Origin of the sequence: Vibrio sp. 1CM2L, assembly GCF_023161695.1 — a bacterium.
Classification (GTDB): domain Bacteria; phylum Pseudomonadota; class Gammaproteobacteria; order Enterobacterales; family Vibrionaceae; genus Vibrio; species Vibrio coralliirubri.
Genome location: NZ_JALNTT010000001.1, coordinates 657909 through 682827 on the forward strand (window position 1 = coordinate 657909; position 24919 = coordinate 682827).

At 44.5% G+C, this 24919-nt stretch carries 20 protein-coding genes and 1 pseudogene; 12 read left to right on the forward strand and 9 right to left on the reverse strand.

Features of this window, described 5'->3' with window-relative positions; translation table 11 throughout:
• Positions 1 to 42: 42 nt before the first annotated feature.
• From MSG34_RS02735 to MSG34_RS02755, 5 genes are all read left to right on the forward strand, one after another.
• Positions 43 to 717, forward strand: a complete 675-nt coding sequence (locus tag MSG34_RS02735; protein WP_248336211.1) for a fimbria/pilus periplasmic chaperone — start codon at positions 43 to 45, stop codon at positions 715 to 717.
• Between the two features lie 44 nt (positions 718 to 761).
• On the forward strand, positions 762 to 3176 hold the full coding sequence (locus tag MSG34_RS02740) for a pilus assembly protein PapC (RefSeq protein ID WP_248336212.1): 2415 nt from the start codon (positions 762 to 764) through the stop codon (positions 3174 to 3176).
• Positions 3169 to 4050, forward strand: coding sequence for a hypothetical protein (locus MSG34_RS02745; protein WP_248336213.1), 882 nt, complete (start codon positions 3169 to 3171; stop codon positions 4048 to 4050). The genes MSG34_RS02740 and MSG34_RS02745 overlap by 8 nt, the downstream gene beginning before the upstream one ends.
• Positions 4051 to 4102: 52 nt before the next feature.
• On the forward strand, positions 4103 to 5458 hold the full coding sequence (locus tag MSG34_RS02750; protein ID WP_248336214.1) for a GGDEF domain-containing protein: 1356 nt from the start codon (positions 4103 to 4105) through the stop codon (positions 5456 to 5458).
• 156 nt (positions 5459 to 5614) lie between these two features.
• Positions 5615 to 6541: a LysR family transcriptional regulator gene (locus MSG34_RS02755; protein ID WP_248336215.1), complete on the forward strand. Its 927-nt coding sequence runs from the start codon at positions 5615 to 5617 to the stop codon at positions 6539 to 6541.
• Between the two features lie 45 nt (positions 6542 to 6586).
• On the opposite strand, the gene MSG34_RS02760 is transcribed toward MSG34_RS02755, so the two are convergent.
• The 3 genes from MSG34_RS02760 to MSG34_RS02770 form a co-directional block, all read right to left on the reverse strand.
• Entirely contained in the window at positions 6587 to 7147 is a 561-nt protein-coding gene (locus tag MSG34_RS02760; protein ID WP_248336216.1) for a sugar O-acetyltransferase, read from the reverse strand.
• Positions 7148 to 7350: 203 nt separating this feature from the next.
• Entirely contained in the window at positions 7351 to 8349 is a 999-nt protein-coding gene (locus MSG34_RS02765) for a LacI family DNA-binding transcriptional regulator (RefSeq protein ID WP_248336217.1), read from the reverse strand.
• Between the two features lie 99 nt (positions 8350 to 8448).
• Entirely contained in the window at positions 8449 to 9888 is a 1440-nt protein-coding gene (locus MSG34_RS02770; protein ID WP_248336218.1) for a 6-phospho-beta-glucosidase, read from the reverse strand.
• A 317-nt stretch (positions 9889 to 10205) separates the two neighbouring features.
• Between MSG34_RS02770 and MSG34_RS02775 the strand changes: the two genes are divergently transcribed.
• Positions 10206 to 11768 (forward strand): bifunctional UDP-sugar hydrolase/5'-nucleotidase, encoded by a 1563-nt coding sequence (locus tag MSG34_RS02775; RefSeq protein WP_248336219.1) that lies wholly within the window; start codon positions 10206 to 10208, stop codon positions 11766 to 11768.
• Between the two features lie 361 nt (positions 11769 to 12129).
• A complete protein-coding gene (locus MSG34_RS02780) occupies positions 12130 to 13209 on the forward strand; it encodes a hypothetical protein (protein ID WP_248336220.1) in 1080 nt (359 codons plus the stop codon).
• A gap of 46 nt (positions 13210 to 13255) precedes the next feature.
• Here MSG34_RS02780 and MSG34_RS02785 read toward each other — a convergent pair whose 3' ends face one another.
• Both MSG34_RS02785 and MSG34_RS02790 read right to left on the reverse strand, forming a co-directional pair.
• Complete coding sequence (locus tag MSG34_RS02785) at positions 13256 to 13780, reverse strand: hypothetical protein (RefSeq protein ID WP_248336221.1); 525 nt, start codon at positions 13778 to 13780, stop codon at positions 13256 to 13258.
• A gap of 51 nt (positions 13781 to 13831) precedes the next feature.
• A complete protein-coding gene (locus MSG34_RS02790; protein ID WP_248336222.1) occupies positions 13832 to 14221 on the reverse strand; it encodes a VOC family protein in 390 nt (129 codons plus the stop codon).
• 253 nt (positions 14222 to 14474) lie between these two features.
• Here MSG34_RS02790 and MSG34_RS02795 point away from each other — a divergent pair, with 253 nt between their 5' ends.
• Complete coding sequence (locus tag MSG34_RS02795) at positions 14475 to 15317, forward strand: DMT family transporter (protein ID WP_050647680.1); 843 nt, start codon at positions 14475 to 14477, stop codon at positions 15315 to 15317.
• Here MSG34_RS02795 and MSG34_RS02800 read toward each other — a convergent pair.
• Positions 15314 to 16216: a LysR family transcriptional regulator gene (locus MSG34_RS02800; RefSeq protein WP_048609931.1), complete on the reverse strand. Its 903-nt coding sequence runs from the start codon at positions 16214 to 16216 to the stop codon at positions 15314 to 15316. The two genes, MSG34_RS02795 and MSG34_RS02800, sit on opposite strands and share 4 nt — an antisense overlap.
• Positions 16217 to 16404: 188 nt before the next feature.
• Between MSG34_RS02800 and MSG34_RS02805 the strand changes: the two genes are divergently transcribed.
• Positions 16405 to 18477 carry an alkyl sulfatase dimerization domain-containing protein gene (locus tag MSG34_RS02805; RefSeq protein WP_081229243.1) on the forward strand — a complete coding sequence of 691 codons (2073 nt, stop codon included), beginning with the start codon at positions 16405 to 16407 and terminating at the stop codon, positions 18475 to 18477.
• A gap of 149 nt (positions 18478 to 18626) precedes the next feature.
• Here the strand turns inward: MSG34_RS02805 and MSG34_RS02810 are convergent, their stop codons facing one another.
• Both MSG34_RS02810 and MSG34_RS02815 read right to left on the reverse strand, forming a co-directional pair.
• Positions 18627 to 19541, reverse strand: coding sequence for a LysR family transcriptional regulator (locus MSG34_RS02810; RefSeq protein ID WP_248336223.1), 915 nt, complete (start codon positions 19539 to 19541; stop codon positions 18627 to 18629).
• A 9-nt stretch (positions 19542 to 19550) separates the two neighbouring features.
• A complete protein-coding gene (locus tag MSG34_RS02815) occupies positions 19551 to 20924 on the reverse strand; it encodes an MATE family efflux transporter (protein WP_248336224.1) in 1374 nt (457 codons plus the stop codon).
• Between the two features lie 327 nt (positions 20925 to 21251).
• Between MSG34_RS02815 and MSG34_RS02820 the strand changes: the two genes are divergently transcribed.
• The 3 genes and pseudogenes from MSG34_RS02820 (at position 21252) to MSG34_RS02830 (ending at position 24115) form a co-directional block, all read left to right on the forward strand.
• Positions 21252 to 22097, forward strand: coding sequence for an enoyl-CoA hydratase/isomerase family protein (locus MSG34_RS02820; RefSeq protein ID WP_048609935.1), 846 nt, complete (start codon positions 21252 to 21254; stop codon positions 22095 to 22097).
• A 210-nt stretch (positions 22098 to 22307) separates the two neighbouring features.
• Positions 22308 to 23129, forward strand: coding sequence for an SDR family NAD(P)-dependent oxidoreductase (locus MSG34_RS02825; protein ID WP_248336225.1), 822 nt, complete (start codon positions 22308 to 22310; stop codon positions 23127 to 23129).
• A gap of 204 nt (positions 23130 to 23333) precedes the next feature.
• Positions 23334 to 24115 (forward strand): annotated as a pseudogene (locus MSG34_RS02830) (radical SAM protein).
• Positions 24116 to 24233: 118 nt separating this feature from the next.
• On the opposite strand, the gene MSG34_RS02835 reads toward MSG34_RS02830, so the two are convergent.
• Positions 24234 to 24818: a TetR/AcrR family transcriptional regulator gene (locus MSG34_RS02835; RefSeq protein WP_248336226.1), complete on the reverse strand. Its 585-nt coding sequence runs from the start codon at positions 24816 to 24818 to the stop codon at positions 24234 to 24236.
• Positions 24819 to 24919 lie beyond the last annotated feature (101 nt).

Here is a 24919-nt window from a genome sequence, read left to right on the forward strand (position 1 = left end):
AGAGCCCACAAATGTGGGCTCATTTTACCAAGGAAGGGTTTTATGAAAAACATCACTTTATTTATCAGTCTGCTACTCTTCCACACCGTCGTTCTCAGCTACGAAATCACTCCTATGTATCAAGAAATGAGTGAATTTGGCGGAAAGGCACTCTCAAGCTATACCATCAATAATCCCCAAGATCGCTCACTTCCACTTGAAGTTGTAGTGTATGACGTAAGCTACGATGAAACTGGTGAGGTACTAACACTTAATGAAGATAGTTTTCTCATTTTGCCTCCTCAAATAATGGTAGACCCACAAAGTTCTCAAAAAATTCGGGTTCGCTATATCCCTAGCGATGCTCTCACAATGACCAAACTGTACCGAATTGAATTCAACGAACTAGAAGTCGAGGGACCAGAAGATAATGACAGTAAAATAAAAACGCTTCTCAGTTTTTCGACCTTAGCTTTTGTCTCCCCTAACTCACTAAAGCCGACTATGAAACCCTCGATTAAAGACAGGAACATAGTGGTAGAAAACACAAGCCAAGTCCTAGTGAACTTACTTCACGCAGTATTCGAACTTCAAACGGACGGCGAGAAAAAAGACCTCCCGTGGAGCCAAATAGATACTAAGACAAGTGGCTACTTAATGCCTGGTGCCACTGCATATTACCCGATTCCAAGCAAATTCAAAAAAGTCACTGGTATTGCCATAAAGCAAAATAATTAACGCTGAACCACTGGCTTTTACACGAGCTTTACTGGGAGGTAAACATGAGACGATATTTCACAGTACTACTGTGGGTTTCTCTATGTTTGCTAACCCAACCTTACGCCTATTCCGCGGATTGGTTATTCCCATTTCCAATCAACTATTTGGGCTCAACAGTGGGCGATGTAGATGCCTTTTCTGATGGCAAAACTATCTCTAAAGTTAATACAGAACAACTACATAAACTGATTGCATCAGCGCTTACGAGCGAAGTGTCAGGTAACTTATCTTCGTACAAAGACACTTTTATTTCAGTTGAAATACTTAAAGAGTGGGGAATATTACTCTCCTTCTCATCGTCCGACATGTCTATCTCGTTGTCTTTTGTTCAAGATGTACGAAAAGAACAAGCTTTGAGTTTCAGCTCCCCTTACTCTTCGCCTATTTATTCTACGTCAGCCTTTTTTACTAACATCAATAACTTTAACTTTGGCGTATCGGATACACGAGGGGTCAAGACTCAAAGTGGAGAACAAAAGTGGAATGTAGAGTGGATCTCTACAGGGAACTTTGCCGGAGCTCGGGGGGTGAATTATAAACTTTCAGGGTATTTTGATGGCGGCACCGATGAGGACCAAAGTTTTTATCGTGGTGATATATCGGCCTTTATTGACCGTGCAGAAGTTCCTTACCGAGTAACATTTGGCGATCAGGTCAACAGCACTTCAGGCCACCTACCTAGCCAACAATTTGGTGGAATCGGTTTTGAACGTAATTACTCAGCATTACAACCTAATCGCAGTATTCAGGTAGGCGGTACTCAAGCATTAGTTCTTGAAGAATCAGCCGACATCGAACTCTACATCAACGATTCTTACGTAACAGAATTTCGTCTTCCGCCGGGCCGCTACCTACTCGACAACTTACCGCTCTCTTCAGGTAGTAACGACGTTCGTTTAGATATTGAATATCAATCAGGAAGACGAGATTCCATCCTCTACAGCGTGTTCTACAATTCGAAGTTGCTTAAAGAAGGAATATCAGACTTTGGTATGTATTTAGGCGCTCCTTCAGAAATAGAAGACAGTAACTATAAGTACGATACCGATAACCTAATCACCAGTGCTTTTTATGACTATGGCTTAACCGAATACTTAACTCTAGGACTAAACGGCTTTTACCATAAAGACGGATTCGTACTGGGGGGAATCTCTACGCTTGGGACTTCAATCGGTAATATTGGCTTTCGACTCTCGGGCAGCCAATCCAGCGAATACGATGAAACTGGCTATATTGCGAGTATCGATTATGCCGCTTCGCTCTGGGATCAAAACAACTACAGCGCCCCCAATTTACGTATCGCCCTTGAGTCTTATGATTCCTACTCCTATCAGCCTTGGACAGAAGAAGGCACTACAGGCCACTCAGCAGCGGTCAGCTATACCTTAGGTATTACCGACGATATTTACTTGTCCCTTTCATACAACCTAGATAAAGAGAGTGGCTACGAAGCTGAGTGGAGTGCAGAGGCTTCAACATCTTGGTCTTACTCCAATGTTGTGATTGGTTTAGGTATTACTCATGAAGAAGACCCAAATGAGGGAGTTTCAAATACTAAAGGCACCGTATCTATTGATTGGACATGGAGTTCTGATGACGGTCAATATACCGCAGATGCAGGATACGCAAGTGATACTGAGATCGGACGTGCAAGCTTTAGTAAGCCTAGTAAAAACCAAGTTGGTCAATATGGTTATGCGTTATCTGCAGATGTGGAATCTGACCAAGGCCAATATCAACTGCGTGGTGATTACGTCAGTAACCGAGTTCGCTACGACGGTGATGTCACCTACTATAACTCAACCGAATCTGAAGACACCGTCGTCACCTCTTTTAGACCAAGTACCGCATTCACAATCAGCGACGGCACCTTATCTTGGTCACGCCCGATATACGGTGCAGCTGCGGTCGTGCAAGTTCATGACACCTTAGACTCAAAAGTATTGATAAACAGTGATGAAGACGATAACGCCGAAGCCATCTCTTCAAATGGACTCAACAATGCAATAAGCCTTTCTACCGCTCATCTATCTCAAAGCTTCACGGTGGAAGCACCGAATGCACCGATTGGCTACGACATTGGTAATTACTTCTACAACGTTACTCCAGGCGCATACACCAGTCACATTTTCACTGTTGGCTCAGACGCATCCAAAACCGTGATCGGAAGATTGAGCTTAAGCGATGGAAAACCGTTGTCACTAACTCAGGGTTACTTTATCAGCGATACAGGCGATTCCATCCCATTCTTCACCAATAAAGGTGGACGATTCGTTGTAGAAGGGATCCGCAGTGGACGCTACAAAATTCAACCCATGAACTCAGAGATTAAAGGACACATGAACATCCCGGAATCAGAGGACAATTTAATTCGTCTTCCAGAGATTCAACTCATACAAGGAGCGAGTCATGAATAGAAAACTCTTGATGAGGACAGTGCAATGGCTACTGACGTCATATCTACTTGCGTCAGCTATTGCATACCCCTCAATGGCCTTTGCCACGAATTGTGCAGGCGTCTGGGATATAACCCAATCGAGCAACACCCCGCTCGAATTTGATAAATCCGGCTATGCCAGCATCCGATTTGAGTTGAAAAAACTTCGTTCTAAAACTGAACAATGTGCACTGAAATCTGTACGTTTAAAGGTGTTAGACCGCCCAAAATCTTCACATATTCACTTCATTAATCAGAATCAAACTATGCTGTCCTATGACCCCAAAGAGCGTGAATATTTACTTAGCTCTCAGCAGAATCGTCCGGTTCGCTTCTCATTAGTCGATCCCAAAGCAAAAATTAATTATGCGACCAAGTATGCGGTGCCATTTCTCGTCAAATTGCAGTTCAAAAACGACCAGACCGTGACACTCTCAGCAAACGCAAACTACAAAGTTAAGTCATTTGTCTCTTTGGATTGGTCTGGCAAAGGTAACAATTTTCATAAAACAACATCAGGGTATCGCTGGGCTTTGGGTGTTCTATCAAACAGCAAGCGCTATCAAACCGACTTTGTAATCAGTTCAAATTCACGCACCGAGCTATGGGTAAAACCCAAATATCGACAGTTGGTTAATTCTCAGAATCCAAAATGGACGATTGAGTACAAGCTTATCGTTGACGGGACTGAAATATCACCAACGCATCAAATGCTTCCGATAAAGCGTTATTCAAGGGGAAAACACAATATCCCTTTTGACTTAAAAATCACTGGAAATACAAACCTATCGCGAGCAGGACACTACAAAGAAGAGCTACAGATACAAGTAAAAGCCATAGACCCCATTTACTGAATGAGCAGGGGATACTCACGGGCTTTGAGTTTTCGAGACAAGGGTGAACCATATGAATATATTGAAATTCATCATCAAACAACGCCACTGGATGATAGCCTGTGCTGCACTGAGTATCTTATGTTTGCACATTGGTGATATTAGAAAGCTGATTGGGTTTGTTGAAAAAGACCAACAACATAGAACTCAGCTCATCCAGTTTCTTGTCCAAGATAATATATCCCGAACGTTAGAAATATTAGGGGCTACGTTATCGCCTTCACTTGGCCACGTCGATATTAATAGCTTAGAAGGGGTACTTCATTCATCTTCATCTCCTTTCAGTGGTAGCGATGTTCAAATCGTCGCACGTCGCTTTGGTTTAAACCCTGAGTCGTCTACATTTACCAACGCAATCAAACATAAACATACACTTTGGGGGTTAGATTATGACCAAGCACACTCTCAAGTACATCTAATCGCAGGTAGCATAAAACCACCCAATTATTTTGAAACCCATTTTGACTTAATGCCCTACTTCCCGAAAATTAATTCAGGGTGGAACACCATCATAATGATTGAGAATGAGAAAAAAGAAGTCTTCATGCCTTCTGGTGAGCCAGCGAAAATCACGTTCACCAACAACCTCATTAGATCCGATCAAGTAGATGCTGATTCAACCCTCCACTTTACCGAGACACACCTCGGGAACTTACCGTTCTTTAGGCTTAGCTCAGACGACAATCGATATTTTCATTTGATCACAGTGCCTCTCCCCCAACTAAACGCGAAATTGTTGGTGTTCGACAACATGACCACCTCCGTTGTTGAGATCATTGTCTCATTGCAAAATCTCATTGAGATCATTCTGTTGTTGGGGTTGCTCTACGTATTAATGCAGGCGTTTTCTCGCTATCAAGACAGAACAGCGCAAGCACTGCAATCAGATACGCTTACAGGGCTTAAAAACCGGCTTTACCTTGAAACTGCAAGCTCGCGTATCGAACAAACACAGCAACATGAACAATCTCGCTGTGTCGGCGTTATCGCCATAGACCTCGACCATTTTAAGATGATCAATGATAAATATGGCCATCACATAGGCGACTGTGTTTTGGTTCGAGTGAGTGAAATATTGTTGGAGAGTGTTAGAAGACACGATGAGTGCTATCGGATCGGAGGTGATGAATTTATTGTGATCATTAAAACAGAGAAGCAATCTGATATCGTAAAACTCGCCGACCGTATTCGCGCTAAAATATCAAGCGATCAGCAGTTGCACAATCAAGTCAACGGAGGCATTTCAGCTTCATTAGGGCTTGTGGACTTATCAACAGGTCAATCAATTGAAGAGGCCATCATTTCTGCTGATGAACTTTTGTATCAAGCCAAGCACCGAGGAAGAAACCTAGTACAGAGCTCAATTTAAGGCGATGAACAGGGATATAGCATCGAATGAAATCATTCGGGATAAATGAACATTAAAGAAAGCCTATAAAGTCTCATTCCACCTCTATTAATGGTGATTTTTAGCACAACAGTCAGTATAAGTTGAACAATCAATATGCCGACTACACGATGACCAATGAAATATTCAGACTTTAGCCTTATTCCAACTTTCGTTGCGATTATGGAAGAGCGCAGTTTTAGCCGCGCTGCAAAAAGGCTTGGCGTCAGTCAATCTGCAATAAGCCAAAGTGCAATTCGACTTAAGGCTCTATTTGATGACCCCTTATTTCTCCGTGAAAGCCATGGAATAACACCTACTCAGTTGGCAATCAGTATCTATCCGACGCTAGCCTCTGCGGTCGAAGACATCAAACTCACTACACCTTATTATCGTACCTTTGACCCAAAACATTGTGAGCGAGAGTTTGTCGTCTCTGCGCTAAGTGTATTCGGTTTAAGCATCCTACCTGTCGCATCAAAGCTTATTGGTCAAGCAGCTCCCTTGGCAAGCATCAAAGCAGAAGCACATGTAAGCCAATCAGAGACAATAAGTATGTTGAGAAAAAGGTTCGATATCACCTTGGACGTTGATTATGGTCAATACCCACAACTATGTTCAAAAGTGATCGTCAAAAACCAGCTCAATGTTATTTGCCGAAAAGAACACCCTCGATTAACTGGGTCGAGTATTACAGCAACAGAGTTTTTAAATGAAAGACATGTCACACATACGGTACCCGGTCAGGTGCAAAGCTATTTACTGAATAAAGGGCTAACAGCAGAAAGGTTATTAAGGAAACGAGACATTGCATGGCACTCGAACAGCATCACGGAAATGTTGCCGATTATTGAACAAAACGACTATATCGGCATATTTCCAAGCACACTTTTAGATCAGTACTTTCGTCATTTCAACCTGAAAACATTGCAATGCGATTTCTTACCTGATTGGTTGAGTATTTCAATGTTCTGGCATGCATCAAGAAACAATGACCCAAGCCATCAATGGCTTAGGAGTATTTTTTCTGAAACATCTAAACAGCTGTCATTGAAATACTCTTAACACCTGAGTCAAAACAATTAAATCATTTCTCAAGTATCGACGAGTTTACTCGTTATCGATCGCTTTCAGTACTTTACATGGATTACCGACGGCAACCACATTAGCTGGGATGTCCTTGATCACCACACTGCCTGCGCCAATCACGCTGTTTTCGCCAATAGTGACACCGGGGCAAATGATCACACCACCGCCAAGCCAAACATTGTCGCCAACATTAATCGGTGTACCAAACTCAACACCCTCTTCAACTCGGCCTTTCACATCGAGTGGATGACCTGCGGTCAGGATTTGAACGTTCGGACCAAGCAGCACATTATCGCCAATGGTCACTTCAGCTACATCCAAAATCACGCAGTTAAAGTTAGCGTAGAAGTTCTTGCCCAGCTTGATGTTCGAGCCGTAATCACAACGAAATGGAGGTTCTAAATGTGCATTTTCACAGCCCGGAATGAGCTCTTGCGTTGCTGCTTCCCATTCGGGTGTGTCAGGAATACTGTTATTGAGTTTTTGAAGCACCTTACGACATTCGATACGAGCTGAATAAAGCTCTTTATCCCAAGCCTGATAAGGTTCGCCTGCTAGCATTTTTTGTTTTTCTGTTTTCACGTTACTTACCTGTTCTCACATCACTTAGCTATTTTCATATTACTTAGCTAGTCTCACATTACTTAACTAATGCTGGTCAATTCATCGACCAAAAAACGCAATATCGCACATCTAAATAACAGTGAATAAGGAGTGTTTAAGCTTGGTTTAAGAGATGCGCAGCTCGTCACTTTTTGTAGGTGAAATATGAAATTCGAACAGTGCTAATTTAGCTTCGCTATCGAATCACGTAACACCAAACTACCAGTGGTATTGATGGTGGTCGCTTGCTCTGTTTCACCGACAATTTGCAGGATCGCCTTTTGCGTCATTTGCTCTAATGGCACACTGACAGACGTTAAGCTTGGCGTTAAAAACGCCCCCACTTTGCTGTTATCAAAACCGACGATAGAAACATCTTGAGGCAATGAGTACCCTAGTTCAGTTAACGCCTTAATCGCACCAATCGCCATATCATCGTTTTCAGACAAGATAGCGGTGAACGTTGCTTTGCTTTTTACCAGAGCCTGAGCCACGTGATAACCGCTCTCCATCGTCCAATCACCTTGAACAACTTTGGACTCATCCAATGCAATACCCTGTTTAGTTAGCACATCTTGATAGGCTTGGTAACGCAGCTCATCGGTCGAAGAACCGGCTTTTCCTCGAATCACTGCAATGTCTATATGGCCTTGCTCGATGATGTGTTCAACCATCAAACAAGCGCTCTGATAGTGGTCGGTGGTGATAGCATGATTGGGCTTCGACGGCATTTCTCGGTTGAGTACCAGAATCGGTGTGTCAGTGCTTTCGATGATCTTTGCAATCTCACTTTCGGTTAAGCACTGTGGATAGATGATGATGCCCGCGCACTTCATATCCAGCAGGAAGTTGATTGCCTTTCTTTCGTCTTCAGCGCTGTGTTTGCCATCGGTGATCACCAGCTGGTGATTCGACTCTTCGCTATAAGAAGCCGCGTGATACATCAAGGAAGAAAAGTAAGGGCCATTGAACAACTCATTAGTGATTACAAAGCCGATGAAATTGGTCTTCTTAGTCGCCAATTGCTGAGCCAACAAGTTCGGTCGATAACCTGTTTCTTGAATCGCATCAAATACCTTTTTCACCACATCTGGGCGCACGATGTTCTTGCCATTTAAGACACGAGAAACGGTCGATTTAGATACGCCTGCGCGGTTCGCGACATCAAGCATGGTTACCATTCGCTTCTTTTCCTTTATAAAAAATTAGCCGACATAGGCCGACTAATTCATTGCAAAATGACAGCTCACAGTTCATATAACTGTGCTGGGAAATGCATTCTAAATAGTGGCACCGTTAGATGCAATCACGCCTTTATACCACTCAAATGACTTTTTGCGCTTGCGTTCTAGTGAGCCAGATTGATCGTTGTGCTTATCTACGTAAATGAATCCGTAGCGTTTTTTCATCTCGCCAGTGGTGAACGACACTAAATCGATACAGCCCCAAGGGGTATAACCCATCAAATCAACACCATCAATCGCAACGGCTTTTTTCATCTCTTTGATGTGGTCGCCAAGGTAAGCGATACGGTAGTCGTCATTAATGCTGCCATCTTCTTCAATGGTATCAACAGCGCCAAAACCGTTCTCAACGATGAACAATGGCACTTCATAACGTTCATACAGAGACGCTAAACAGAAACGTAAACCCGTTGGGTCAATTGGCCAGCCCCAATCGCTAGACTGGATAAACGGGTTATCGACCGAGTTTTCATGACCGCCGTCCATCGCTTCTTCAGTCGATTGGTGAGAAGAAGAATCCAAGGTATTAGACATGTAGTAGCTAAAGCCAAGGTAATCCGCTTTACCTTCTTTTAGGATCTGCTCATCTTCGGGCTGCATCTCAATGTTGAAGCCTTTGATTGCCCAGTCACGCTTAGCGTAATTTGGGTAATGGCCACGCATCATTACGTCCGAGAAGAAATAACGGTCACGCATCGCTTGCTGCGCCACCATGATGTCTTCTGGCTTTGAAGAGCGAGGGTAGAAAGGCACCATCGCACACATTGCGCCAATTTGAAGTTCTGGATTGATCTCGTGACCTTTCTTAACCACCGACGCACTGGCAACAAACTGATGGTGAACCGCTTGATACATGGCTTCTTGCGGCTTTTCACATTGTGGGAACTTCACGCCTGAGCACAACCAACCGAAGATGTCTGCCGAAGTGTTCATCTGGTTGTTGATCTCGTTGAACGTCATCCAGTATTTTACTTTGTGCTGGTATCGCTCCATCACCGTAGTTGAATACTTAACGAAGAAGTCGATCACTTTGCGGTTCATCCAGCCGCCATATTCGTTAGCTAGATGGTAAGGCATTTCAAAGTGGCTCAGCGTCACGACTGGCTGAATATCGTATTTCAGAAGCTCATCAAATAGATCATCGTAAAACGCCAAACCCGCTTCACACGGCTCAGCTTCATCGCCATTTGGGAAAATACGCGTCCAAGCAATACTGGTACGGAAACACTTAAAACCCATCTCAGCGAATAACTTAATGTCTTCTTTATAGCGATGGTAGAAATCCACTGCGACTTGGTTTGGATAGTTTTCGCCATCAATCACGCCATCGGTGATTCGACGTTGTATACCATGAGCGCCCGCTGTTAATACATCAACAACACTGACACCTTTACCATTCGCATCCCAGCCGCCTTCTAGTTGATGTGCAGCAACCGCACCACCCCATAAAAAATCGTTCGGAAATTCGTTGTTCATACCATTACTCGCTACAAGTTATTCGTGAAAAAGATCAGGATTAGAGAGCTCATTGCAACTCTGAAACCGATTTCAATAAAAGCAAAGATACAGATTGAAACCGGTTTCAGCAATGCCTTTTTGATCTTTTTATGATCAAACTTAGGATCAATTTGAGCTCATACCAGCCCACATGACTCCTTTCATTAAAACCAACTCAAAAGGTAATTTCTTAATTTCTAGGATCAATCTAGGCTAAAGACTGTGCTTTAGCGCACACTCATCCCACTCGTGCTCACTAAAATGGCAAACGTTTCCTTCACTGACATGAGCACGCTATGAAAAACCTTAAAATGAAACCTTTATGCTTTGCTGTCTCCGTATTAACGACAGTGGCTTCAATGCCAACCTTAGCCGAAATAAAAGAGATCACTCTGCTTCATACCAACGATATTGAAAGTGTTTACGAACCCGTAGACGCGTTCTGGAATGATGACATTGAGCTGATTGGCGGTATCCCTTACTTGGCGACGTTGATCAAAAACGTTCAAGCTGAAGAAGGAACCAGTTTTCTATTAGACGCTGGTGATATTTATACGGGCGCACTCTCTAAAAAATCGAAAGGTAAGCTGCCTTTCGACCTGTATAACTCAATGGGTTATGACGTAATCACACTGGGTAATCATGAATTCGAATACGGTTGGGAATCACTGGTAGAAACTATGCCTCGTGCTCGTTTCCCTGTGCTCAACGCGAATATCTTCCATGAAGCTTCTGATTCGATGTTTGCTCAACCTTACACAATCCTTGAGCGTGATGGCGTTAAAATCGGCGTAATTGGTGTCATGGGAATTGATGCGTTCTACAACACAATGTGGAAAGGAAACCGTAAAGGGCTAACCGTCAAAGATCCTACGGAAATCGCTCAAAAATGGGCTGATAAAATCCGCGATGATGTCGACATGATCGTGGTACTAACGCACCAAAACAAGACGGCGCCTATGCAAACCGACAAAGAAGCCGATGCAGAAGTTCAGCGCGGATTCGATGAAGACTACGAAATGGCAGGAAAGCTCAAAGGCGTTGATGTGATCTTCGGAGGTCACTCTGACAATGGCTTAGTTGAACCAGTCGTTCATCCAAAAACAGGCACCGTTATCGGCTTAACCTTTGGTCAAGGCATGCACCTTGGCTACACCAAATTTACCGTCGATACCGAAAAGCATGATGTGAAATTCTTAGGCGGAAAATTGATTCCCGTTGAATCTGCCAAATTAGAGCGTGACGAAGCGACTTACGCATTGATTCAGAAAATTCGCGATGCTCACCCAACATTAGCCGATCAGCTTTCTACCCTAGATAAAGCCGCATCACGCCGTTACTATCGAGAATCGAATGTTGGCAACCTAGTGGCTGATTTGATGAAAGATGCAGGCCAAGCTGACATCGCGATGATCAGCTCAGGCAGCCTTCGTGTTGACCTAAATCCAGGTGCAGTCACTCGTGAAAATGTAATGAACCTTTTCCCGTTTACTGACACACTAACGGTGGTTGAACTAACGGGTGACAACGTTCAAGAGCTGCTTGAATACAGCTACACATTGCCTTACGGTCTGGCGCAATTCTCAGGGATCAAAGCCACTTACGACAGTACAGAACCGGAAGGTGAGCGTTTGATTAGCTTGAGTATCAACGGCGAGCCCGTATCCGAGAATCAGAAGTACAAAGTGGCAACGTATTCATACGCGGCCAGTGGTGGCGATGGTTACACTGTATTTAATAAAGGCGAAACACTATCGAACGGAGATCCGGTCATGCAAGTACTGATTGAAGGTTTCCAAGAACGTAAAAACATCATAGTTCCTGAACTTGGTCGTCAAGTCGATGTAAGTCGTCAGTAACAGAGATATCCAACAACTTACGTCATAAGATACGTATCAGGGATTAGCAGGTACAACACTCATGAGAACTCAGTTCAATTGCTGTAAAACATATAACTGTTTTAACCTAGCTAATCCTGATCTAAGCCTTTATCAGCGCAGCTCTCAATTAGGCTTCACGTCTTATAAATGCCCTTTGTGTGGGGCATTTACTCCGATACTGGAAAACGAGCCGATCCTCGCTTTAGCAAAGCAAATCGAAACTAATCAACTCCGCTTGCCTGAGATTGAATGCCCTACTTGCTTAAAACACACTGAAACCAGTGCCTATGGGAGCACAAAGATCGGCACACCGCGTGTTAAATGCAAACAATGCTCAACGGTGTTCAGCCTACTCAATCCACAAAAGACCAGTAGCAAACTGCAGCCTTTGTTAACGCTGATCACTTCTGGCGTTTCACCTAAAGATCTTCAACGGTTATCTCAACTCAATAGCAAATTGTTCTACGAACGTATAAAACAGTTGGCTCAATTGCTGCAACAGTTCAATCAACTGCTGATTCAAAAGTATCTTAGCAAGGCCGAAAGCAGCATGTCGCTGCACACCTCAAGCTTCGTATTTTTATCACGCTCAGGAAAAGGAAATACCCTGAAATGCTGGAACCTTTCGACTACCGAAAGCCAGTATGGTTTCCATGTCTTAGACACTGACAACTTTTATCGACATGACACACAGAACAGCCCCGCAGGGATTTATTACTTAGACTCCGTAGAAACAACGGATGAGTCGTCAACTTCACCTTTAGAAACCGTTCAAGCGACTTACGATAAGATTTTCTCTCGAAGTAAATTTGATGAATTAGGTTACACCTATCAAATGGAGTGTCAGTCCAATGAAGGAAGCGTGCTTCGACCCGTCTATGCAGCCCACGCCCATTGGATAAGTTTGTCTAAGATATTGCCTCAACATCACCGATTCGACTTCTTTCTAGAACACGAGAGTTTCATTCGCGGTGGCGCTATCACCAATCTTACCCAAGGTATAATGGCTGGTCGTTACAATCTTTATTACCTATACACAACACCCTCGGAAAACAATTCCGAGACTGATATTGAGCAAAAGAGTATTGGTTGGTGGGGAGAAAACTGGTCGACTCAAACCAAGCAATATCCAAGCGGCTATTGGGATGTCACTCTATGCGCTCTAACTGAAAGCAAAGAACCTGACCTTGAATTCAACGGCACTGAATGGCACCAAGACTACTTAAACCAGCTAATTCAATGGCTACCAACCCAATATCAAAAGAGCATCTCTTACCAGATGTCGCAGCATTGGCGTACCATATTCAACTACTTATACAACTTCACCTATAGCCAAGATAGACGCCAATGCTTCACCGAATATGAATTCGAATCAATTCTAGAAATAGTCACAGCACTCAACGCCTCAGCTTCCAAATAAGCTGAGCAAACCTCTTATCATAATAAGAACGAATGGCACCCCAACATCAATGCTGCTCAAAATACTGATCATGCTGCGATTTGCCGGATAGGTCTTGAGTTCCTGGGTAGAACTGGACGAGAGTCTGATCAGCAAGTGTGAGGTGAATCCAACCCTCTTTGACTTTCAGCCAATTGGTGCCGTTGGTCTCATAGACGGCAGGAAAGCTGCCCCAGCCTGACTCTGATACCTGCAACTCTTGAAAGCGGTTAATCGGGGATAGCTTATTGCTGTCGAAGTTTGCGTCGGCATAGACTGATAATGGCTCGATGGCATCGTTTGGCTTGAACGTATAACAGCTCACAGAGGCTGAAGTGCGATCAAACCACTGGTAGGGTTGTGCGCCGATTAAATCGTAGACCGTGCAATCATTGAATTGAATCGCCCACTCTTGGTGAGCTTTAAAACCAAGGTAACCTATGGGTTGTGATGGTTCAGGTTTCGCGTCCGTCTCCTGCTCATACACCGGTTCTGAGGTTACACATCCCATAAGCCCAAGACTAAAAAGGAAAGTCATAGCATGCTTCATCATTGTAATACCTCAGTTCCGTTGGTGAGTTAAAAGCTATTCAAGCTCCCTCCATTAAACGGTAAGCTCCAAGCGATTACCATCTGGATCGAGTACACAGCTCTCATAATAGCCATCGCCTGTTCTTCTTGGGCCATCTAAGCGCTCATAACCATCTTCAACCAAGCGTTGAGTGAGTGCATCGACCGCTTGTTCCGAGCCCAATGAAATCGCCATATGAACAAAGCCTGTAAACTGATCATAGATGTCATCTTTCGATTCAGGCACCGAGTCCATTTCCATGATCTCTAGACGGCTCCCTGTTTCGAAAGAGAGGAAGTATGAAGAAAACCCTTTAGTTGGGTTGTGATATTTTGAATTCGATGTCGCGCCGAAATAGTCTTCATAAAATCGCTTCAGCACTTCGAGTTGTTTGGTCCAAATTGCGATGTGTTCAATCTTCATTTTGTTCACCTCAGTTTGATGTCTAACGCTAGATTACTCATCAAATATGGCTCAATAAACAGAACGAAATTCATCGAAGCTGTTCCTGTTTAAGAACTCAAACTTATGTCCATAACTGCACAGTATTGGTATCTATGTTTGTGTAATAGTTATCTTTCCTCCATAGTCGGGTTTTACACATTCTGAGATATAAGCCGTGAACTTTCTAAAATTAATAACTCTCGCAGCTATATGGGGCGGTTCGTTTCTGTTCATGAGAATTGCCGCTAATCCATTGGGCCCAGCCGTGTTGATTGAAGCGCGAGTGCTATTTGCTGCCATCACTCTATTATTGGTCGCTATCTACTTAAGAAAGAAGTTGTCGTTCAATTCACATGCTAAGCACTTCTTTATTCTTGGATTGTTCAATACTGCGGTTCCCTTTTTACTTTTCGCTTATGCCGCACAGACACTGAACGCCTCGACACTCGCTATCTTGAACTCGACAGCGCCAATTTGGGCGGCAATCATAGGTGCGATATGGACCAAAACTACACTCGAGGCGCGTGTTCTATTAGGACTTGGGATTGGGGTAACGGGAGTTGGCGTGCTGGTCGGTTGGGATGCGATGAACATTGGTCGTGAGGCTGTGCTTCCAATCTTTGCGGCGGTGATGGCGGCCTTTAGTTACGGAATCGCATCAAACTATACCAAGCAAGCACCTAAAGTTGAGGCATTCAACAATGCTCATGGCAGCATGTGGGCGGCGGTCTTGATCGTATTACCGTTTGTCTTCTTTATGCCGATGAGAGAGGCTCCGGATCTCACCATCACCACATCAGTGATCTTATTAGGCGCCGTGTGTACTGGCCTTGCTTACTTGCTTTACTTCAATCTCGTTTCTGAACTGGGTGCGCCTTCGGCTCTGTCTGTAACCTTTTTGATCCCAGTGTTTGGCATCTTGTGGGGCAACCTGTTCCTAGACGAAGCGATTGGCCTTAACACTATTTTCGGATCGGTTCTGGTTATTACTGGCACCATGCTAGTGACCGGTATGACGCCTTCTAAGATGATAGAGAGCGCCAAACAAAAACGAGCAGCAAGAGCGGCTCGTTAATCAGCCATGTATTGTTGAATCTTGTTTCTCAACCACTGATGAGCAGGATTCAAATCGGTTCTCTTATGCCAGATCATGTATTGCTGCATCGGTAAGATTTCAAACGGCTGATCAAGGACTTGAAGCTGGAAAGGTTCAGAAAATTGATTGGCAAAATCACGCGACGTACTGCCAACACAATCTGAGCCCGATACCAGCACACACATGGTCATCAGTGAGTCACACTCTGCACTCACTTTTCTCTGTTTCAGTGGTGACTTGGTAAAATAATCTGCCGTATATAAACGGGTTCGACGCATTCTAAAAGTAACATGCTTTTCGTTGTAATATTGCTCTTCAGTCACTGAACCATTGATTCTAGGATGCCCCTTTCGAGCTATCAATACGAGTGCATCCTCAATCACAGGCTGCTTCATGTAGCCGTTAACTTGCGGGTAATGGATATCAATCGCTAAATCAGCTTGTTGCATGCTCAAGCCTTGCAATAATTCTTCTTCGTTGTTCGGCACCATATTGAATTCAATCGAGATATTGCCCAACGTCTCATCTTGCTCGACGAGAGGTTGAAGCTTGGTTAATCCAATCTCATTCACCAGGATACGAAACACATGATGCTGCTGATTATCAAATGTCTTTAAAGTGCTTACTGCGCTGCTTATCCCTTCTAGAGCAGGCTCTACTCGGTCTGCCAATTGCACCGCAGCGTTAGTCGGAATAATCCCACGCCCTTCACGAATAAACAGGTCGGTATCAAGCTGAGATTGCAATCGCTTCAATGCCCCGCTAACCCCAGGCTGAGTCATACCAAGCGATTCTGATGCAAGCGTGATCGACTTTAATCGATACACTTCTAAGAACACGCTCAATAGATTTAAATCCAACTTTTCCACGTCGCTCACCGTTACTCTCCCTGTCAATGTGGTCTTAATCAATCATAGGTCAGGATTCGTGTTCGTTCCCCAACCATTGTATGACTCAATACATAGCCAATCGTGATGTATTAAATAAAGCTTACTTTATTTTTTGCTATATGTCTTATTCCTATAATCGCCTCAACGAAACAAAATTCTGAAATGAAGAGGCTCTTATGACGACTTCACGCACGTTCAAAAATGCATCACTGTTCCTAGCTATCTCGCTCGCATTCCCTGCAGTTGCAGCTAACCATGACCACGCACACTTCAGCGAAATTGGCGACCAAGGTGGCAAAAGCGCAACCGAGATGACGACTAAGGCAAACCAAGAGTTCGCAAAAACACTTAACTTTGCCGACACTCGCGCTTTCGACAATAACAACAAGGGTCTTATTGCTAGCTTCGACCAAGAGACGGGCGACATCATTCGCAATAGCTTTAACTTTATCGACCCAAGTGTGACGAATGCAGACCAAGCACCAGATTCAGTAAACCCTTCACTGTGGCGCCAAGCGGTATTGAACCAAGCAGCAGAAGGCTTATATGAAGTTGTTCCGGGTAAAGTTTACCAAGTTCGAGGTGCTGACTTAGCGTCTATCTCTTTCATTCGTAGTGACAACGGTTGGATCGCTTACGACGTTCTTCTTACCAAAGAAGCGGCCGCTAAATCACTCAAATTCTTCAAGAGCAATGTGCCTGATGGCGGCGAACTGCCCGTCGTTGCTATGATTTACTCTCACTCGCACGCTGATCACTTTGGTGGCGCAAGAGCAATCAAAGACGCGTACCCAGATGTAAAAGTGTACGGTTCGAAAAACATCACTAAAGAGATCGTCGACGAAAACGTATTGGCGGGTAATGCAATGTCTCGTCGTACTGCTTATCAATATGGCGCAACCCTGAACCGACACGAACACGGTATTGTGGATGCGGCACTGTCGAAAGGTCTATCAACCGGCAGCATTACTTACGTCCTGCCGGACTACGAGCTGAACCATAACGAAGAGATTGAAACTCTGGTTATCGACGGCCTAGAAATGCAATTCATGGATGCTTCAGGTACCGAAGCGGCCTCTGAAATGGTGACGTATATTCCAAGCATGAAAGCACTCTGGACTGGCGAACTGACCTACCAAGGCATGCATAACCTGTACACGCTGCGTGGCGCTAAAGTACGTGACGGCTTGAAATGGTCTAAGAAGATCAACGAGATGTTAGTCACTTGGGGTGAAGATACTGAGGTGCTGTTTGCGTCTCACTCATCGCCAATTTGGGGTGAACAAGAGATCTCTGATTACCTAAAAATGCAGCGTGACGCTTACGGTTTTACTCATAACCAAACGCTTCGCTTAGCCAATAACGGTGTGGTTCTACAAGACATCGGGGACGAGATTTACAAGGTCATGCCAGACAGCATTCAACAGTCTTGGCACACTAACGGTTACCACGGTACTTACTCTCACAACGCCCGCGCGGTGTACAACATGTATCTTGGTTACTTCGACATGAACCCAGCTAACCTAAATCCACTACCAATCAAGCCAGAGTCAGTGAAGTTTGTTGAATACATGGGCGGCAGCGACGCTGTGATTGAAAAAGCGCAGCAAGACTTCCAAGAAGGTGAATATCGCTTCGTTGCAACAGCACTGAATAAGGTGATTCAAGCAGAACCAGAGAACAAAGTTGCACGTGGCTTATTGGCAGATACGTACGAGCAATTGGGTTATCAATCAGAAGGGGCAGGCTGGAGAAACATCTACCTAACCGGCGCTCAAGAGCTTCGTATTGGCACACAACCGGGCGCACCGAAAACAGCATCACCGGATGTGTTAGCGAACATGACCATTGAAAACCTACTCGACTACTTAGCCGTAAAAGTGGATTCGCTAAAAGCACAAGAAACACCATTTACGTTGAATATTCAGCTACCAGACGTGCAAGAGTTCTACTACGTTGAAATGTCTAACGGTAACCTGAACAATATTCAAGTGAGCGAGCTACAAGACGCCGATACGACACTGATCATCAATAAGTCTGACGTGTCTGACATCGTGCTTAAGAAAACAAGCCTAGGAAAACTGTTAGAAGACGGACAAGCAGGCGTGAAAGGTGATAAGACATCACTTAACAAACTGCTGTCTTCACTGACAGAAGCTGACACCTCTTTTGAGATTGTACCGCGTCCAAACAAAGGCGAAGAAGTTGATGCAGAGCTATACCAAGATTCAGCGGTACACGCTCATTAAACGCCAGATACACTAAATAAAAACAACAGCAGTTAGCTAGAAAAACGTTCTATAAAGAACATAAAAACAAGCCCCTACCTTTTGGTCGGGGCTTTCTTATTTGTTATCAATGAGTGCTTCTTGAACGCTACTCTTACTGAAGCTGATAGCTACTGAGCTTGACCGTTTACTTCGCAATCCCAATAAGAAGGTGAACCATAATATTGAACAAAGTAATCGATAAATACGCGAACCTTAGGCGCAAGTAACTGGGCACTCGGGTATACCGCCCAGATAGCCGCCTCATCCTTTAAAGGGTAATCTGGCAACACCTCAACCAGCGAACCTTCCGCGAGCTGCTTGTATGCTATCCAAGTCGCACACATGGCAATGCCCAAGCCATCGACACATACATCCCTTACCGCTTCGCCGTGATCGACACGGATAGCACCTTTCTTCTTGATGGTGACATCACCTTCTGGTGTATCGAACGTCCACCCTTCTAAGCCGGTTTGATTGATACATTGATGTTGCTTGAGGTCTTCTGGTGTTTTCGGATAGCCATGAGCTGCCAGATATTCTGGTGATGCACACAAAATACGTTTATCAGTAGAGAGCTTGCGAGCGATCAGGCTTGAGTTTTGTAGCTCCGCATTACGAATCGCCACATCAAAGCCACCATCAACTAAATCGACGATTGAATCACTGAGTGAAATGTCCACCGACAGATCTGGATACTTAGCCAAAAACCCTTTCAGAACAGGCATAACATGCATTCGACCAAACGAAGAAGGTGCAGATATTCGCAACACCCCTTTTGGTAGTTCATTACCGGTTCCGACAGAGGCAACACCCGCTTCGACACTCAAAAGGATTTGCTTGGCGTGAGGAAGAAATGCCATGCCTTCTTCGGTCAGGGAAACCTTTCTCGTGGTGCGATGCACAAGACGTGCACCTAGGCTTTCTTCGAGCTTTCCGATATGAATACTGGCTACCGGAGGTGACAACCCAAGCTCTTGTCCTGCTTGACTTATATTGTGCGTAGACGCGAGTCGCACAAACAATTTCAGATGTTCAATATTCATCAATAATGGCTAGCCTGCGCTGAGTAAACGCTGCTTATTGGCCGCAGCGGAACGGGGAATAATGTGAGTTTTAATATAGGCATTAAGCTTAAACCATGCAAAAGCGCCCGCTAAAACATTGGCGACGGTCGCAGCAATAACCGCATTGATCATGTCTCCAGTTATCGAGCCGAGCCATAAAGCAGGAATGTAGAAAACAAACAAGCGTAAGAAAGAGACATTCAAAGCTTTGCGAGGCACACCTAAGGCATTAAAGACCGAAGCAACCAACATGCAAAGCCCAAGCGGGCCATAGCTGAACGGTATAAATAACAAGGTCACTTCAAACCAGCTGCGTATGCTTTGTTCTTCCGAGATAACAGGAATAATCCAGCCACTAAACAGCGCCAACAATGTTGCCATCACGGTGTGGAAAACCAATAAGAACTTCGCTGTTGTATTCAATAGCTCAGGGATTTTGCATCGCTGCTGCGCCCCTAGGTAACGACCAATCATAGGCGGGATAGACATGGTCAGAGCAAGAGAAAACACCAGCATAAAACTTTCAACACGGGCGAGTAAGCTCCAAAAAGCCATCTCATCGGTTCCGATTCTCGCAATCAAAAGCATTGAAAAGAACGCGCTGACCGCAGGTAATATCTGATTCGCAGTGGTTGGCATTACCGTCTTGAATAACTCAAAACTGTAGCCTTTGATTTGGTTGCTGCGCGCGCCATTGAAGCCAAACCAACCTTTACCGCGAGACTTGATTAGCATATAGATTGCGCCGAAAGCGTAGCCAATGCTCGATGCGATCGCCGCCCCTGCAATGCCCATATCCAATCCAAAGATCAGAATAGGGTCGAGAATTAGGTTAATCACGCTGGCAGCCAAAAACATGCTGCCGGTTGTTTTGGTATCGCCATTGGCACGATAAACGCAGGTGGCCAGATAAAGCACCGCCACCATCAATGCACTGAACAACCACAGTGGCCAGTACACATTAAAAATCGACAGCATGGATTGGTATTGAGACTCGGAGACATCATTCACAAACGACGCAAAAACAGAATCGCTAAAAACAATCAGGCCTAAGCAGATTAAGGCTATTACCGCCACACCAAACCCGACCGACAACGTGGCAATTGAGGTGGATTTACGTTGTTCTTTTGCCCCTACCGCTTGAGAAATAATGGACGTTGCCGCCACACCGATGCCCACTTGAACTCCGGTAAACGCCGCTTGAAATGGCAAGGTGATACCGTGAACCGCCAACTCATTAACCCCTAGCTGACCAATAAAGATCGAATCGACCAATTGCACCATCATGATCGCAAACACGCCCAGCGTCAGTGGCAGTGTTTTCTCAATAATGGTTTTCAAAGTCGTGGATCTCATCTGCATAAGTCGGTTCACTCTTGTCTGTACCTTGGGGCTAATTACCTAGTTGAGCAGTATACGAAGCTAAATGAAAAGGATAAGAGCGCCAGGCAAGGAATGAGTTTTTAGATTTCGTTGACAATCGAGTTGGCAAGATACTTTCAACATTAAAATATCCAACTAAGGCATTGAATAAATTGAAATTACAAAACTCGCCAACACTCTTAATAATTCGTTAATAGTGTTTCGTTTAATGGTTAATTGTTGGTTCGAACATTCCTCGCTAGCCTGAATTTAGGTCGCATTCACACTGAATAGGCTGAAATGAAATCTCTCAGAAGGAATATGGAAATGGCATATCAAGGTTATACAACGTTTAAAGCTCAAGCCGAGGATGGGATTCTTACCGTCACTTTTGACTTCGGTACTGTGAATGTTCAAGGGCAAGAGATGCTTGCCGACCTCAATGGTTTAGCTATGAGACTAGAGCGCGATCGTGACATCAAGGTCGTGGTATTTCAGTCAGCAAACCCTGAAGTTTGGGTCTGCCACTACGACACCAATCTATTAAAAGACATGTCGACAGAAGCCGTTTCTCGTGAAGAAGCGAAGTTACTCGACCTGCAAGTGGTGCTAGAAAGAATCAGCAAACTGCCACAAGCCACCATTGCCAAGCTTGAAGGCTTCGCTCGAGGTGGAGGCCACGAATTTGCACTGGCGTGTGACATGCGATTCGCGGCTCGTGGGAAATACAAATTCATGCAAATGGAAGTGGGTATGGGCATCCTTCCTTGTGGTGGCGGTGCATCACGTATGGCACGCCAAGTCGGCTTAGGTCGCGCACTCGAAATCGTCCTAAGTGCACGAGACTTTGATGCTGACGAAGCCGAAGCATACGGCACTATCAACAAGGCACTAGAGCCGGATGAAATTGGTGAATATGTTGATACTCTTGCCAAACGAATCGCTCAATTCCCTGCCGAATCGATCAATGCATGTAAGCAAGCGGTGTATGAATCTATTGATAAACCGATCGACGAAGCACTCAAAGCGGAAGCTTACTGGTTGTATCAAGCCACCAGCAAAACCCCTGCGGTTAAGCGCTTCCAAATTGCCGATGAGCAAGGCCTAGAGCACGATATGGAAAACCAACGTAACTGGGAAACTCTGGTTATGAACGTTCAAGACATCAAATAACTCGGTCACTTCTCTTAATTTGGGTCAGCCACAAACTGACCCATTGTCTTACTTAATGGTTAAACGCCAGCTGTTACCCACCAAGTGTTAAAATGGTCATTATTTGCCCCATAGACTCATATTTGAGTCTTCAGCTTGTGAGCCAAATGCAACTATGTGTCATTAATCTTTGTTATAACGTTGTTCAAACTATTTTTTGAAGGACGGAACATGCAAAAAATAATTCTGATCACAGGGGCCACGGATGGCATCGGTTTAGAGACCGCAAAAGTACTAACGCAGCAAGGGCACCATGTTCTAATTCATGGCCGCAACCCAGCTAAGGTCAATAAAGTCGTGACCGCTCTGTCTCGCCTGTCTAAGAATGCAATCATCGAAAGCTACATCGCAGACCTATCGACGCTCTCTGAAGTTGAGGCGCTCGCAACCCAAATCAAAAGCGGTCACAAACGACTCGATATACTCATTAACAACGCAGGTGTGTATAAAGTGTCGGACATCACCACTCCAGACAATCTTGATGTGCGTTTTGTCGTAAACACCATTGCGCCGTATCTCCTGACACAAAAGCTGCTTCCTCTTTTTGATGCGACAGGTCGTATCGTCAACCTATCTTCAGCAGCCCAAGCACCCGTCGATTTAGATGCATTGATTAGCCCGAATGCGGGAGAGCTTGATGGTCCGGTTTACGCGCAAAGTAAGCTGGCGCTAACGATGTGGTCCATCGAATTAGCCAATACTCTTTTAGACAAGGGCACCGCAATTATCCCTGTAAACCCAGCCTCTTTCCTTGGCAGTAAATTAGTAAAAGATGCTTATGGCGTTGATGGAAACGATCTAGCGATTGGTGCCGATATTCTTTGTCGTGCTGCGTTCAGTGATGAGTTTGCCAACGCTTCCGGTAAATATTTTGATAATGATTCTGGGTTGTTCAAAGACCCACACGCCGACGCATTAGACAACACTAAGAACCATAAGCTGGTGACCGTGCTTGATCAATTGCTCGAAGAAAAGCTGTGCGTTGCGCACTGATCATTCATTAGTAAAAATACCACTAACACTCTCCCCCAACAATCCAAGCCGCAGTTCTATCCATACAGACAAAGAACTGCGTGCTCTTTCGATTATTAAAATTTCTTTAATACTGATTCACCACTTTGCCCAATTATCACCCAAGATGCAGATTGCTAAACTTGCCCCCGTCGAAACAACACAGGCTACGGCCGAGGAGCATTTATGCGTTTTGAAGGTAAAGTTTATCGTCCTTGGATGGAAGCAGAGAGCGTACTCATCCAGACAACATTGGGGTGCAGTAATAACCAATGTACCTTCTGCACGATGTTTGATGATAAGCGTTTCAAAGTAAGAGACATCAAAGACATCTTTGAAGATATTGATGCAGCGAGAAAGATCTACCCGCATGTAGAGTCTATCTTTTTAGTCGATGGTAACGTGATGGCAATCCGAACCGAGATGCTGATTTCGATTCTAGATTACATCAAGATCACCTTCCCAGAGATCAAGAACAATTGGAGTCCGGTGACCCAATTGTTCTTGAACGCATTCAAAAGCGCATGACGCGTGAGCATGCGATTGAAGGAATGAACTTAGCCCGTGAAGCAGACATCAAGGTACTGGCTTCTTTCATCTTTGGCCTTGGCGGCAAAGAACGTTCTGTCGAGCATGCGATTAATACCACCAGCTTGCTGAACATCATGCAGCCGGATGCGATTGCACCTATGGCTTTAGCCGTTCAACCGGGATCGGTATTAGAGAAAGAAGTAAACCGTGGCGAGTTTGTTTTACCAACGCCATTGCAGATTCTTGAAGAAGAAAAATACTTACTCGAAAACCTAGAAGATTTCGATTGCTACTACTGGGGCGACCACGGCAATAACATCTCACCAATGCGTGGCATGTTGCCTCAGGCTCGCAAGCCGTTTCTTGATAAGATCAATCAAGACATCGCTCACAACCCAATCACTAAGCAAAACGTCATTAAAACCTTTGCTTGGTAAGCGCTCGATTTAGCTCGTAAACAGACCAAACGACAGGCGTTGCAACTCCATATTATGGAATAATCAAAGTCCAGCAGCGCCTAACGTATATCTTACTTTTTCAGGTTCACAGCCCTACCTAAGCCAAAGCCGCTAACAACAAGTCAGTACTCGCTTCAACGTGAGCTGCAATCTCTTGTTCTGTGGGTGCAGGCATTCCCATCAACACACCCTCTCTGACACTCATCACCATACCAAGCCACAGCTTAATTTTGGTTTGTGGTTCTTCAATATCGAATCGCTCATTGAAAAACTGAGCAAGCACTCGATCGGTATCATCTGGGCCAACGTCCATAAAACGGCTAACTAATTCTGGAGACTTACTGCCTTCTGCTATCAACAACTTAAAGGTCGCAATATGCTCGCTCGAAAGGTGAAACAAAACGAAGTCTTTTGCGAAGCCCAATAGCGCTTGTCGAGTATCGGCGTGTTGCAAATGCACCACCAACTTATCGTCTGTCTGGCTACCCATTTGTCTTAACGTCGCTTCAAACAACACATCTTTAGAAGAGAAGTAACGATAAAGCGTTTGCTTGGTCATTTTCGCTTCACTAGCGACTCGGTCCATGCTGGTTTGCACGTAGCCTTCCACGAGGAATATCTCCTTCGCCGCTTTTAAAATCGCGAGTCGTTTCTTCTCTTTGTTCTGCTCAATCTTGCTCATTACTTCATCCACCCCAAAACAGAGATCATACTTTAAAGTATGATTTGTGTTGACTCAACCAATTTTTAAAATCATACTCACTAGTATGATTTATTGATAGC